The following is a 13353-nucleotide window of genomic DNA, read 5'->3' as shown; positions in this document are numbered from 1 at the left end:
CCCGAGCGGGCGGCGCTCAGCCCTTGCGGCCGACGCCGCCGTACATCGCCACCTCCGCGGGGGCCCCGAGGTCCTCCTCGTCGGGCCGCCAGCGGTTGCAGGAGACCACTCCCGGGTCGAGCAGTTCGAGGCCGTCGAAGTAGCGGGCCACCTGATCGGGGGTCCGCTGGGTGAGCCGGGGGGTGCCGTTCTCGTTCCAGAACGCGACCGCCTCGTCCACCTCGGGCATCCGGGGGCTGGTGATCGTGTGGGAGAGCACCAGGTGGCTCCCGCTCGGCAGCCCCGCCATGAGCCGGCGGACCACACCGTACGACTCCTCGTCGTCCTCCACGAAGATCACGACGCCGAGGAGCATCAGCGCCACGGGCTCGGAGAGGTCCAGGGTCCGCGCCGCCTGCTCCAGGATCGCCTCCGGCTCCCGCAGGTCGGCGTCGAGGTAGTCGGTGCGCCCCTCCGGCGTCCCGGTGAGCAGCGCACGGGCGTGCACGAGCACCAGCGGGTCGTTGTCCACGTAGACGATGCGCGCGTCGGGCCGGATGCGCTGGGCGACCTCGTGGGTGTTGTCGGCGCTGGGCAGCCCGGTCCCGACGTCGAGGAACTGCCGGACGCCGGCCTCGGCCGCGAGGTGGCGCACCGCGCGGCCGAGGAAGCGGCGGTCCGCGAGGGCGTACTCGCCGATGCCCGGGTGGAGCGCACGGATCTGGTCGCCTGCGGCCTGGTCGACCGGGTAGTGGTCCTTGCCCCCGGTCCAGTAGTTCCAGATCCGGGCGGTGTGGGGGCGCGTGGAGTCGATGCGCGCCTGTATCGCTGCGTCGTCGGTCACGACATGCACCTTAGTGAACTCGGCTGCCCCGCAAGCGGGTTGCCGTGAAGTCGGCCCCCGCGCGGCGGCCCGGGGCCCGCTTCGCCCACCGCGGGGGCGACGGTGACGGCTCGATCCGCAGCGACTACTTTCCGTAGCAATCTGAATGACGTGAAACCGTCGGTGCCCCCAGCTCCTGCCCTTACAGTTCAGGGACGGAGCGGCAAAGGGCCCGGTACCAGGCTTGCGGAGCGAGGGACCCGCTTTCATGGTCTGAACCAGTTGCCACTACTCTGTGTCACGCAGCCAACAAGGCTGAGGCCAGAACCCCACCGTCGACCACGGAGGGGCCAGCACCACAGGAGCACCAGTGAAGAACTCTGCGATCGTGACCGACGCACCGGGCACGACCCACGCGCAGAACGGGGAGTCCGGACGCCGGCAGGGCCGGAACGGCGACGCGGGCGGCACCGTCGCCACGGTGACGTTCATCGCCCTGCTCGCCGTCGCCATCGGCCTCCTCGGCTACATGGTGGTCGGCGGCTGACATCGGCTCGGCGCCTCCGGAGGGGGTGCCCGGTCCTCACGGGGACCGGGCACCCCCTCTTCCTCGTCCAATCCCGTTCCCGGCCCCGGACCCGCGCCCCATCCGGGGGCCTCAGGCCCCTGGATCAGGCCATTACCGATCGGTAACGTGCTGGGTGCGCCCCCTTGGCGGGCGGCGCACCCGCGCGGGTACCCGTCCCGCACCGATCCTGGGAGGCAGCCGCATGACGCCACCGGATGCCGAGGCGTTCTACGTACGCCTCGACGACCACCGCTACATCCCCACCGAACACACCCGCGGCCCGTGGGACGCCGCCGCGCAGCACGCCGGCCCCCCGGCGGCCCTGCTCGGCCGCGCACTGGAGGAGCGCCCCGGCGCCCGCACGGACATGCGGCTGGCCCGGGTCACCTACGAGATCCTGCGACCGGTGCCCATAGCCCCGCTGGAGGCCACGGTCACCGTGCTGCGCGCCGGCCGCGGCACCGAGGTGGTGGAGGCCGCGCTGGCGCCGGAGGGCGGACGCCCGGTGATGCTCGCCCGGGGACTGCGCATCCGCACCACGGAGGAGCCCGGGCCCGCCGTCGCCGACGGCCCGCACCTGCCCGCCCCCTCCGAGACCTCGGCCTCGCCCTTCTTCGGCGTCCCCTGGGAGGTCGGCTACCACACGGCCATGGAGGCCCGGTTCGCCGAGGGCTCCTGGCTGGAGCGGGGACCGGGCGCGTGCTGGCTGCGGATGCGGATCCCCCTCGTCGCGGGGGACGCGCCGCGCGCCCTGGACCGGGTGCTGGTGGCGGCCGACTCCGGGAACGGGATCAGCAACGTCCTCGACTTCGAGCGCCATGTTTTCGTCAACCCGGACCTGACGGTCCACCTCCAGCGCCACCCACTCGGCGAGTGGGTGGCCGTCGCGGCCCGCTCCGGTGTGGACGAGGCGGGCATCGGCCTCGCCGACGCCCGGCTCCACGACGAGAAGGGGCCCATCGGCCGGAGCGCCCAGAGCCTCTTCGTCGCCCCCCGCTGAGCGGACGCGGCACGCGCCTCAGACCGGGGCGCCCTCCGCGTACCGGGGGACGCCGTCGGTGGCGAGCACACCCCCGGGCGGGGCGGGCAGGGGGACCTCCTCGCCGAAGCGCCCCGCCAGCGTCTCCCGGTAGCCCGCCCGGTCCGGTCCGGTGTGCAGGGCCCAGGTCCCGTACCGCGGGTCGACCACGAGCAGGGCGGGGACGCAGGCGACGGCGTACCAGTCCATCCGGTGGCCCGGCTCCCCGGCCTTCTCCTGCCGGGGCACGACCTCCACGGCGAGCAGCACGTCCCGTACGCCGAGCAGTCCACCGCCCGGCTCCGCCGCCGCCGCGCAGGGCCCTGCCGCGGCACGCACCACGAGGTCGGGCACGGCGAAGTCGTCGGGGTCGAAGGGCATCGCCACGGGCAGCGCCCGCCCGACCAGCAGGCCCCCCTCCGGCGCCGGGCCGACGAGGACGGCCGCGTCGAGTGCCGCCCTCAGCCCGTCGGCGAGAAGGCGGACCGCCGCCGTGCGTGTCGCGCAGTCCGTGCGGCTGAGCACCAGGCTGCCGCCCAGCACCTCCGCCCTCAGCGGCGTCAGCCGGGCGATGAGCCGGGCCAGCTCCCGCGGTGTGCGGGGTAACAGACGTCCCATCAGCATCGTCACCGGGAACCACCGACCTCGACCCGGAGCAGCTTCCCGCCGCCCGGGAGCACCGAGTGCCCCCAGGCGTCCGCGCACACGGCCCTTCGCGCAAGTACAGCGGACCGCGGATCCCGCGGAAGTCGGAGGGCGTGGACCCAGGGCGGGGATACGGTGGTGAGCATGGAAGTCCTCTCGACGGAGCGGGTGTTGAACGGGGGGTGCCCGGTGACCAGGTCGCTCCGTCGAGCGGGGTGCTTCCAGGCGGGCGGCCTGGAACACAGGCTAGATTCACGCAAGTAAGACTTGCACCACTTCCCGCATATTCGATGCGCATCTTCCTTCGCGAGGGTGACGGCACGCACAGACGAACGAAGGGGTGTGCTCATGGCCGGTCGGGCCGCTCCCACCGCACGACGCATCCGCGTCGGAGCCGAGTTGCGCCGCCTCCGCGAGCGCGCCGGACTGAACTCGACCCAGGCGGCCCGTCTGCTCGGCGTGGGGCAGGGGCAGCTGAGCAACGTGGAGACCGCCAGGTTCGGGGTGAGCCCCCAGCGCGTCCGCGCCATGGCGGACATCTACTCCTGCGGCGACCACGCCTTCGTGGAGGCGCTCTCCGCCATCGCGGAGGACCGGTCGCGGGGCTGGTGGGAGGAGTACCGAGCCATGCTGCCGACCGGTCTGCTCGACCTCGCCGAACTGGAGCACCACGCCGCCCGGCTCCGCACGGCGCACACCGCCCACATTCCCGGACTGCTCCAGACCGCCGAGCACGCGCGGGAGATCTACCACCAGGCGATCCCGGCCCTGGGCCCGCACGAGATCGAGCACCGCGTCTCGCACCGGCTGAAGCGGCAGACCGTCATCCACCGCTCGCACAGCCCCGTCCCCTACCAGGCCATCATCCACGAGGCCGCCCTGCACATGCAGTTCGGAGGGCGCAGAGTCGCCCGGGCCCAGCTCCGCCACCTGCTCCAGGTCTCGGAGTACCGGCACGTGACCCTGCGCGTCATCCCGTTCACCGGCGGCTCGTTTCCCGGCTCCGGACAGACGGTCAACTACCTCCACGGACAGGTGCCCCGACTCGACACCGTCCAACTGGACCAGGCGCACGGCACGGCCTTCGTCGACGGCGCCGAGGCACTGGGCCACTACAGGCAGCTCTTCGCCCGCCTCGAAGCCCTGGCACTACCCCCGTCGCAGTCACGAGACTTCATCCACGACCTGGCCGAGAACTCATGAAGGAGCCTCCGATGACCCCACCCTCGTGGCAGACCTCCTCCCACTGCGCCCAAGGAGAAGCCTGCGTGAACGTCGCAGCGGTCCCTTCCGGCGTCCTCCTCACCGAGTCCTCCGACCCCGACGGCGCGATACTCCACACCACCCCCGAGGCCTTCGCCGCCCTCACCCACGCCCTCAGGACCGACACACCCAGCCCCCACATCCACATCACCCGCACCCCCGACGGCCTCGTCCGACTCCACCACCCCCACACCCCCGAACAGACCGTCACCACCACCGCCGACAAATGGCACGCCTTCACCCTCGGCGTCCTCGACGGCGAATTCGACCACCTCGCAGAGCCGAGAAGGAGCCTCCGATGACCCCACCCGCGTGGCAGACCTCCTCCCACTGCGCCCAGGGAGAAGCCTGCGTGAGCGTCGCAGCGGTCCCTTCCGGCGTCCTCCTCACCGAGTCCTCCGACCCCGACGGCGCGATACTCCACACCACCCCCGAGGCCTTCGCCGCCCTCACCCACGCCCTCAGGACCGACACACCCAGCCCCCACATCCACATCACCCGCACCCCCGACGGCCTCGTCCGACTCCACCACCCCCACACCCCCGAACAGACCGTCACCACCACCGCCGACAAATGGCACGCCTTCACCCTCGGCGTCCTCGACGGCGAATTCGACCACCTCGGAGTCCGCGCCTGACCCGCACCACCGGCGCACTCCCCCCACGGGCGGGCACCGCCCCCGGGAGCCCCCTCCCGCACCGCCCGCAAATACGCCCCAAATGTGGCACAACGACAGTCATTGCCCAGAGTCACGCTCCGTGATACACAGAGTGACGATGCTTGCGCGGAGGTCGCCCCGCGCCGCCTTGCCGCAGGTCAGGGCGGCCGGGTCGGTCATACGTGCGGAGATCGGGTAAAGAGACCCTCGAAGACGGCATACGCGCGCGGATTCATCAGCGAAGATAGAGAGCGACCCGTGCCGTGGGGCGTGGGCGGCGAACAATCCGACAGGGGCGGTGAGTTACATGATCCTGGCAGCCGAAAAGGGCGACATCACCACCATTATCGGCGGTATCGCCCCGAACTGGGGCCCGTTCGGAAGCCTGGGCAACGAAGCTCGGGTGATGATCGAGGTCGTGATGGCCATCGCCATCCTCATCTGCCTCGGCATCGCGATCTGGGGCGCTGCCAAGCAGCGCATCGGCGCCACCGCCCTGCGCGACACCTTCAGCGCCGAACAGGGCAAGGGCCTGATCGTCGCCGGCCTCACCGGCGTCTTCATCATCGGATCGCTCGGAACCCTGTTCACCATCGTCTACGGGATGGCCGTCTGAGACCCCGCCACACCCGTTCGGCCCCCGCCCGGGCGGTCCGCCAGAGCCCGCGCACCTGATGTCACATCACCATCCCGCGCTCATGCGGGCACAGCACACGCCCACGACCGGTTGAGGGAGCCCGCGCGACATGAGCCTCGGCGACGATCACGACGGCCGTACGAGCGAGGGCTTCGGCGGCTCCGGCCAGACCCGCACCCGCCTCCCTGGCTCCGCGGAGGCCGACGTGTACGGCGGCGCCCGCCGTCCCGTGCGCAGCTCCCGGTCCCTCATCGGCGTGGTCGGTGTGGTGGTGCTGCTCGTCGCAGCGATCGCCTTCGCCAACCGCGGCGGCAACGAGGACGGCGCCGCCAAGGGCAACGCCTCCAACCCGGAGGCCGCACCGACGGCGGCCACCGGCGTCCGCCCCGTCAAGGGCCTTACGGGCGACATCCCGACGGGCTACGCACAGGACGAGCAGGGCGCCCAGAGCGCCGCGGCGAACTACGCGGTGGCGTTGGTCTCCGCGGACATCCTCAACCGCGAACGGCGCAGTGCCATCGTTCGCCAGATCTTCGTCGCCGGCGAAGCCGCCGAACTCGAACGCAAGCTCGACGAGGCGTACAGCAAGGAATTCCTCTCCGACATCGGCCTCGATGCCAATGGCAACGCGCCCACCGGCATGACCTACGTCTCACGCACGGCACCGGTCGGCACGCTGTCGAAGAGATTCACCACAGACAGAGCAACCATCGAGGTTTGGTGCACCGGCGTGTTCGGCATGGCCGGAGTCAGCTCCACCAACCCCGTCACCAACGACTGGTTCACCATGACCCTGAACCTGCGCTGGGCGACCAACGACTGGAAGGTCGAGAGCTTCTCCCAGAAGGACGGACCCGCACCGGTGAACGCCGACCGGACGGCCTCCAGCGCAGAAGAGATCACCAAGGCTGTTGAGCAGTACGGAGGGTTCACCTATGCACGGTAGGCCACGCCGCGCGCTCACCATCGCCGCCGCAGCAACTGCCCTGCAAGCGTCCCTGTTCTTCACGGCGGGACGGGTCTTCGCCGACCCCACACCCACGCCGACGCCCTCGGGTGACGCCAGGTGCGACCTGATCGTCGGCCCCGCCCGCGACTACTGCGAGAACGGCGAGCCCGGCGTCGCGCCCCGCTCCCCCGGCGTCACCAACCCCGCCGACGCCCTCGACCCGCTCTCCGCGCTCGCCCGCGGCTGCGCCGACGCGGCCATCACCGTGCTCGACTACCTCTCAGGAGCCGTGAAGGGAACCGCCGAGGTCGACTTCACCAACCAGGCCTTCCTCGCCCGCTACGCCATCGTCTTCGCCGCCGCCACCATCCTGACCCTGGTGCTGTGGCTCCTCGCCGTCGCCAAGCGCGCCATCCGGGGCGTCCCGCTGACGACCGCGATCTCCGAGGCCGTCGGCTTCCTCTGGCTGACCGTCCTCGCCTCCGCCTTCACACCCCTGATCCTCTACACCGTGGTCTCGGCCACCGACGCCATCACCGAGGTCGTCGCCTCCGGCACCGCGGAACAGACCGACATGTTCTTCGGCAGCTTCAAACAGGCCCTCCAGAAGGGCGACGCCATCAGCGGCGGGCCGATCATGCTGATCATCGTCGCGCTCGTCACCATCGTCGCCGCCGGCGTCCTGTTCCTGGAACTGTTCATCCGGGCCGTGCTCCTCTACGTCGGCGCGCTGCTCGGCGTCGTCGTCTACTCCGGGCTGGTCGACAAGAACATGTGGGGCCACGTCCGCCGCTGGGCCGGCATCATGATCGCGATCATCCTGGTCAAACCGATCATCGTCATCGTCCTCGGCCTCGCGGGCGCGCTCTCCGCCGGGGAGGGACCGGACTCCGTCTCCGCCGTCGTCTCCGGCCTCTCGATCATCCTGCTGGCCATCTTCGCCTCCGCGATGATCTACCGCTTCGTACCGGGCTTCGGCGACGAGATCGCCAACTCCCGCAACAACCGCATCCAGAACGCCGCCGAGGGCAAGGCCGCGGCCGTCATCAGCTCGCCCGCCGCCCTCGTCTCCCAGGGCATCAAGACGCACAGCTCCCGCGGCAACCAGGGCGGGGGCGGCGACGGCGGCTCCGCCGCGGCCCCCCGCCCCGCGAACCCGGTCAGCGGCGGCGTCGCCGCGCACGGCAGCCGCACCGGCACACCGGCCGCCGCACCCGCGCCCCGGAGCAGCGCCCCGACGGGCAGCACCCCGCACAGCAACCGCAACACCCCAGGAGGTGGAGGGCGTTGACGACCCCGTCCCAGTCCATCGCGCCCCGCCGCACGTACCTGATCGGCCGCGCCCGGCCGAACGCCGTCGTCGGCAAGAACCGCGAGACCGGCGAGATCACGCTGATCATCGCGGGTGCGTTCCTCGGCATGATGAGCGGGCTGCTGGTCCCCGTCCTCTCCCTGAGGATCGTGGCGCTCGTCGGCTTCCCCATGCTGGCGCTCGCCGCCGTCTACCTGCCCTACCGGCACCGCACCTTCTACAAGTGGTTCGAGATCAACCGCAGCTACCGGCGCACCCTGCGCCAGGGCACCACCTACCGCTCCGGGGCCGTCGAGGCCGGCACCCGGCTCGACGGCCGCGAGGTGGAGATCGGCCCGCCGCCCGGCATCGGGCGGATCAGCTGGCTCTCGGCCCCCTTCGGCCCCGACGAGATCGCGGTCCTGCTCCACGCCGACCGCCGCACCGTCACCGCCGTCATCGAGATCGAGGGCCCGGGCGTCGGCCTGCGCGACAGCGAGGACCAGGAGGCCCTGGTCGACCGGTTCGGGACCCTCCTCAAGCACGTGGCCAACGGCGACGGATTCGTCACCCGTCTCCAGATGCTCGCCCGCACCCTGCCCGCCGACCCGGACGCCCACGCCAAGGACGTCGCCCAGCGCGGCGACCACGCGGCCCCGGCCTGGCTCCAGGACTCCTACGACCAGCTCCAGTCGATGGTCTCCACCTCCAGCGAGCAGCACCGCGCCTACCTCGTGGCCTGCATGCACTACTCGCGTGAACTGGCCGCCGAGGCCCACGCGATGGCCCGCGCCGCCAAGGCCGCCTCCGGTGCCCGCCGACTCGACAAGGACTCCGGGCTCGCCGTCGTCATGGCCCGCGAGCTCAACGACATCTGCGCCCGCCTCGCCGAGGCCGACATCCGGGTCCGGCAGCCGCTCGGCCAGTCGCGACTCGCCTCCCTCGTGCACTCCATGTACGACCCCGACCATCCCATCGACCACATCCAGGCGATGACCAAGCGCAACGCCTGGCCCGCCGAGCTGGACGCCGTCGAGCCGACCCACCTCCAGGCCAAGACGCGCGAGTCGTCCACCCGGGCCCCCTGGTGCCACTCGACGGCCTGGGTCAAGGAGTGGCCCCTGACGCCCGTCGGGGTCAACTTCCTCGCCCCGCTCCTCGTCCACACACCGGACGTCATCCGCACCGTCGCGGTGACCATGGACCTGGAACCCACCGAGGTCGCCATCGAGCGCATGCTCACCGAGAAGACCAACGACGCGGCGGACGCCAGCCGCGCCGCCAAGATGAACCGGACCGTCGACCCGCGCGACATCGCCGCGCACGGCCGGCTCGACCAGCGGGGTGAAGATCTCGCCAGCGGTGCGGCGGGGGTCAACCTCGTCGGGTACATCACTGTGTCGTCGCGCTCGCCCGAGGCCCTGGCCAGGGACAAGCGCACGATCAGGGCCTCTGCCGGCAAGTCGTATCTGAAGCTGGAGTGGTGCGACCGCGAGCACCACAGGGCCTTTGTGAACACCCTGCCGTTCGCGACCGGCATCCGCCGATAGGGGCCCCGAGCCATGCGTGATCCGCTGTCCCTCCTCACCGAGGCGTTCACCTCCTTCGTGTTCGGGAAGGTGGAGACGACCCGCCTGCCCGTCCGCACCTCGACCGGGCAGGCCCAGGCCGTCTACCTGCCGACCGCCGCACCCGGGCTCGGCGACTCCGGCGTGATCATCGGCCGCGAGGTCTACAGCGGCAAGGGCTACATCTACGACCCCTTCCAGCTCTACGGCCAGCAGCTGCCCGCCCCCCACTGGCTGGTCCTCGGCGAGTCCGGCAACGGCAAGTCCGCCCTGGAGAAGACCTACGTCCTGCGGCAGTTGCGCTTCCGCGACCGCCAGGTCGTCGTCCTCGACGCCCAGGGCGAGGACGGCGTCGGCGAATGGAACCTCATCGCCCAGGAGCTGGGGATAACGCCCATCCGGCTCGACCCGATGACCGCCCTCGACGGCGGCATCCGCCTCAACCCGCTGGACCCGGCGATCACCACCACCGGTCAGCTCGCCCTGCTGCGCACCATCATCGAGGTGGCCATGGGCCACGGGCTCGACGAGCGCAGCGGCTTCGCGCTGAAGGTGGCCCACTCCTACGTCAACGAGACCGTCACCGACCGGCAGCCCGTCCTCACCGACATCGTCGAGCAGCTGCGCCACCCCGAGCCGGAGTCGGCCGAGGCGATGAACGTCGACATAGACGACGTGCGCGCGTGGGGCCTCGACGTCGCCCTCGTGCTCGACCGCCTGGTCGACGGCGACCTGCGCGGCATGTTCGATGGACCGACCACGGTGGGCATCGACCTCGACGCACCCCTCATCGTCTTCGACCTGTCCCACATCGACCGCAACTCCATCGCCATGCCCATCCTCATGGCCATCGTCGGAGTCTGGCTGGAGCACACCTGGATCCGGCCCGACCGCAAGAAGCGCATCTTCCTGGTGGAGGAGGCGTGGCACATCATCAACAGCCCCTTCGTCGCCCAGCTGTTCCAGCGGCTGCTGAAGTTCGGGCGCCGGCTCGGCCTGTCCTTCGTCGCCGTCGTCCACCACCTCTCGGACGTGGTCGACGGGGCGGCGGCACGGGAGGCCGCCGCCATCCTCAAGATGGCCTCCACCCGGACCGTCTACGCGCAGAAGGCCGACGAGGCGCGGGCCACCGGGCGGGTCCTCGGCCTGCCTCGCTGGGCCGTGGAGATCATCCCCACCCTCACCCCGGGAATCGCCGTCTGGGACGTCAACGGCAACGTCCAGGTCGTCAAGCACCTGATCACCGAGGCGGAGCGCCCGCTGGTCTTCACGGACCGGGCGATGACCGAGTCCTCACGGCCGGTCGTCCCCGAACACGTCCAGGCCGCCGAGTGGGAGGCGGAGCAGCGCGCGGCCCTCATCGAGCAGCACCAGAAGCAGTACGAGGACGAGTCCACCGAGTCGACGGTGGCCTGAGATGACGGCGGGGCGCAGGGCCCACGACGCGCAGGCCGGGGGCGGTGCACCACAGGGCCGCGCTCCCGGCGGCGGCATCCCGGACGGACTGCTGGTGGCTCTGCTCGCGGCCGTCATCGGCTTCGGCGCGGTCGTCTGGACGGGCACGGGGCTGGCGGGGCTGCTCGCCCACGGGTCCTGGCCCAACGGGGTGTCCTACACCGGGGCCCCCGGCGCCCTGCGCTCCCTGGTCGGGTCTCCGCAGGACCTCGCCGCGGCCTGGCCCGACGCCCCGCCCGCTCAGCTGTCCGGCTACGGGCTGTTCTGGGGACTCGTCATCGGCCAGGTCATGCTTCTGGTGGTGCTCGCCGTCTTCGCGCTGGGCACCCTCGCCCGGTGGCGCGCGGTCCGCGCGGCCGCGCGCGCCGAGAAGGCCCTCGCGGGCCCCCGCCACGAGGCAGGCGTCCCCTCCGGACCTGACGACCCCGCCCACGGCGTGGCGGTTCCCGCACACACCCCGCCCCGACCCGGTGCGGAGGGCGTGGCCGGAGACCGGATGGAGGCCCCGTCGACCGCGGCCACCGCCCACCATGCGGCCGCCGCGGCGCACCCGACGGCCGTGGCCGGTCCCCCGAGGGCAGCGCCCACGACGGGCGTGTCCCGGGAGCCGGCAGCCGTTCCCGGACCCCGCGCCCCCGTGGCGCCCGTCCTCTACGGGGACGCCTCCGCGCGGCGTGAGGCGGCCGTCCGGGCCCTGCTGGACGCCGACGGCCCCGCCCTCGTCACCACCTCCGACCCGGCCGTGTGGTCCGAGACCAAGGACACCCGCGCCAAGCTCGGGCCCGTGCTCGTCTACGATCCGGGCCACCTGTGCGACACCCCGTCCCGCGTGCACTGGTCGCCCGCGGAAGGCTGCGAGGACGCCGCCCGTGCGGCCGCACGCGCCACGGCCCTGCTGGCCCCCGTACGCCCGCACGCCCTGGCCGACGCGGCGATGGCCGACACCGCGGAGACACTGCTGCGCTGCTGGCTGCACGCCGCCGCGATCGACGGCCGCCCGTTCCGCCAGGTGCACCGCTGGGCCCAGGGCACCTCCGCCCAGGACCCCGTGCGGATCCTCCGCACCCACCCCCGGGCGGCCGGCGGGCTCGCCGGACTGCTGGAATCGGCGCTGACCGCGCACCCCGAACGCCGGGACATCGCCACGCAGCTGACGTCCCGTGCCCTGTCCGCGCTGTCCTCGGTGCACATCCGTGAGGCATGCACAGCACATCGAACCGATTCCCTGGCCTTGGAATCATTCGTGAACGAAGCGGGCACCCTTTATGTAGTGGGTGAGGCGGTCGAGGATCCTCGTACCCGCCCGGGTGCCGTGCCCCTCCTCACGGCACTCGTCGCAGACGTGGTCGAGCGCGGCCGCCGCGTGGCCGAACGGTCATCCGGTGGTCGGCTCGACCCACCACTCACGCTCGTCCTCGACGACATCGCCGCGGTGGCCCCGTTCCCGCTGCTGCCCTGGCTGCTGACGGACGGCCGGAGCCGCGGTCTGCCGACGCTCGCACTGCTGCGCTCCCCCGAACAGGGCCGCTCCCGCTGGCCGGGGGCTCTGCCGGGCCGCTGACACGCCGGCACCGGAGGCGTCGACGCCGGTGGCGCCGCGCCCGACCATCGGCCCGGCCCGGCCCGGCCGGGGCGAGGCGGGGCGGGGCGGGGCGGGGCGGGCGTCCGCCGGATCGCCTCCGTACGTCCGGCTACACAGCCGGCTCGCGCAGCACCTCGTACTCCCGGGCCTGCTCGTCGCCGGGAATCGGGGAAGTGTCCCCGCTCGGCGCGAAGCCGATCCTCCGGTACATGCGTGCGGCGCGTTCGTTGTCGGCGTGGAAGATCAGCCGCACCCGCTCGATCCGTGGTTCCCGAAGTTCCCAGGCCCACTCCAGGGCGGCGCGGAACAGGGCATCGGCCACTCCCCGGCCGCGTGCCTCCGCACGGACGAAGACACCGACCACATGCCCCTGGTGCACCCGGGCCGGCTTACCGAGGCGGGGCGCGGCCCCTGCCCGTTCGACCAGTACCGAGACCGTGCCGTCCCAACGGCCGTCCGGGCCTTCGGCCACCAGCTGGACCACATGGCGGCCCTCGGCGGCCTCCGCCGTCCTCTGCCGCCACTCCGCATCGGGACGGGCCAGGGCCGTCTCGTAGCTCTCCAGGAAGGCGATCGAGGCCAGCGGGTCCTGCAGCGCGGCCAGCCGGAGCTCCCGCACCTGCTCCCAGTCTTCGGGCCGTACCGGCCGGATGAGGTACTCCATGCCCGCATGGTCACCCGGGGCCGTCCGCCATGGCAAAGGACTTTCATCTGATGGGACAGGCCCGCCGGGACGGCCGGTGTCGCGGATTCCTTGCCCCGGACACCCTCCACGCCCCCCGGAAAACGGTCCGGAAACGCGAAAGAGCCCCGGAACACCATGGTGTTCCGGGGCTCTCCCCAACAATAGTTCGGCGGCGTCCTACTCTCCCACAGGGTCCCCCCTGCAGTACCATCGGCGCTGAAAGGCTTAGCTT

General features: G+C 72.0%; 14 protein-coding genes. 11 read left to right on the top strand and 3 right to left on the bottom strand.

Annotated features, from left to right (window positions below; genetic code table 11):
* Positions 1–16 precede the first annotated feature (16 nt).
* Positions 17–823 (bottom strand): SAM-dependent methyltransferase, encoded by an 807-nt coding sequence (locus ACGF15_RS27150; RefSeq protein WP_345613787.1) that lies wholly within the window; start codon positions 821–823, stop codon positions 17–19.
* A 367-nt stretch (positions 824–1190) separates the two neighbouring features.
* Here ACGF15_RS27150 and ACGF15_RS27145 point away from each other — a divergent pair, with 367 nt between their 5' ends.
* Together ACGF15_RS27145 and ACGF15_RS27140 are read left to right on the top strand one after the other, a co-directional pair.
* Positions 1191–1349, top strand: coding sequence for a hypothetical protein (locus tag ACGF15_RS27145; RefSeq protein WP_345613788.1), 159 nt, complete (start codon positions 1191–1193; stop codon positions 1347–1349).
* A gap of 223 nt (positions 1350–1572) precedes the next feature.
* Positions 1573–2370 (top strand): thioesterase family protein, encoded by a 798-nt coding sequence (locus ACGF15_RS27140; RefSeq protein WP_362613513.1) that lies wholly within the window; start codon positions 1573–1575, stop codon positions 2368–2370.
* An 18-nt stretch (positions 2371–2388) separates the two neighbouring features.
* On the opposite strand, the gene ACGF15_RS27135 is transcribed toward ACGF15_RS27140, so the two are convergent.
* Positions 2389–3006, bottom strand: a complete 618-nt coding sequence (locus tag ACGF15_RS27135) for a Uma2 family endonuclease (RefSeq protein ID WP_345613790.1) — start codon at positions 3004–3006, stop codon at positions 2389–2391.
* A 375-nt stretch (positions 3007–3381) separates the two neighbouring features.
* On the opposite strand from ACGF15_RS27135, the gene ACGF15_RS27130 reads away from it, so the two are divergent.
* The 9 genes from ACGF15_RS27130 (at position 3382) to ACGF15_RS27090 (ending at position 12415) form a co-directional block, all read left to right on the top strand.
* A complete protein-coding gene (locus ACGF15_RS27130; RefSeq protein ID WP_362613509.1) occupies positions 3382–4236 on the top strand; it encodes a helix-turn-helix transcriptional regulator in 855 nt (284 codons plus the stop codon).
* A gap of 11 nt (positions 4237–4247) precedes the next feature.
* Positions 4248–4598 carry a DUF397 domain-containing protein gene (locus ACGF15_RS27125; protein ID WP_392802721.1) on the top strand — a complete coding sequence of 117 codons (351 nt, stop codon included), beginning with the start codon at positions 4248–4250 and terminating at the stop codon, positions 4596–4598.
* A complete protein-coding gene (locus ACGF15_RS27120) occupies positions 4595–4933 on the top strand; it encodes a DUF397 domain-containing protein (protein WP_392802718.1) in 339 nt (112 codons plus the stop codon). Before ACGF15_RS27125 ends, ACGF15_RS27120 begins: the two co-directional genes overlap by 4 nt.
* A 328-nt stretch (positions 4934–5261) precedes the next feature.
* On the top strand, positions 5262–5570 hold the full coding sequence (locus ACGF15_RS27115; protein ID WP_256524284.1) for a hypothetical protein: 309 nt from the start codon (positions 5262–5264) through the stop codon (positions 5568–5570).
* Positions 5571–5700: 130 nt separating this feature from the next.
* Positions 5701–6537, top strand: a complete 837-nt coding sequence (locus tag ACGF15_RS27110) for a hypothetical protein (protein WP_392802715.1) — start codon at positions 5701–5703, stop codon at positions 6535–6537.
* On the top strand, positions 6527–7831 hold the full coding sequence (locus ACGF15_RS27105; protein WP_345613794.1) for a hypothetical protein: 1305 nt from the start codon (positions 6527–6529) through the stop codon (positions 7829–7831). The genes ACGF15_RS27110 and ACGF15_RS27105 overlap by 11 nt, the downstream gene beginning before the upstream one ends.
* Entirely contained in the window at positions 7828–9381 is a 1554-nt protein-coding gene (locus ACGF15_RS27100) for an SCO6880 family protein (protein ID WP_345613795.1), read from the top strand. The genes ACGF15_RS27105 and ACGF15_RS27100 overlap by 4 nt, the downstream gene beginning before the upstream one ends.
* A 12-nt stretch (positions 9382–9393) precedes the next feature.
* Positions 9394–10815, top strand: a complete 1422-nt coding sequence (locus tag ACGF15_RS27095; RefSeq protein ID WP_256524289.1) for an ATP-binding protein — start codon at positions 9394–9396, stop codon at positions 10813–10815.
* Position 10816: 1 nt separating this feature from the next.
* On the top strand, positions 10817–12415 hold the full coding sequence (locus ACGF15_RS27090) for a type VI secretion protein (RefSeq protein WP_392802710.1): 1599 nt from the start codon (positions 10817–10819) through the stop codon (positions 12413–12415).
* 130 nt (positions 12416–12545) lie between these two features.
* On the opposite strand, the gene ACGF15_RS27085 is transcribed toward ACGF15_RS27090, so the two are convergent.
* The gene (locus ACGF15_RS27085; protein WP_362613499.1) at positions 12546–13100 is read right to left on the bottom strand and encodes an N-acetyltransferase; all 555 of its coding nucleotides are present in this window, start codon (positions 13098–13100) and stop codon (positions 12546–12548) included.
* Positions 13101–13353 lie beyond the last annotated feature (253 nt).

It is taken from the genome of Streptomyces sp. NPDC048001 (genome assembly GCF_043203115.1).
GTDB lineage: Bacteria > Actinomycetota > Actinomycetes > Streptomycetales > Streptomycetaceae > Streptomyces > Streptomyces sanyensis.
The sequence above is the reverse complement of the archived record's forward strand: the minus strand, read 5'-3'. Positions and strand labels throughout refer to the sequence as shown.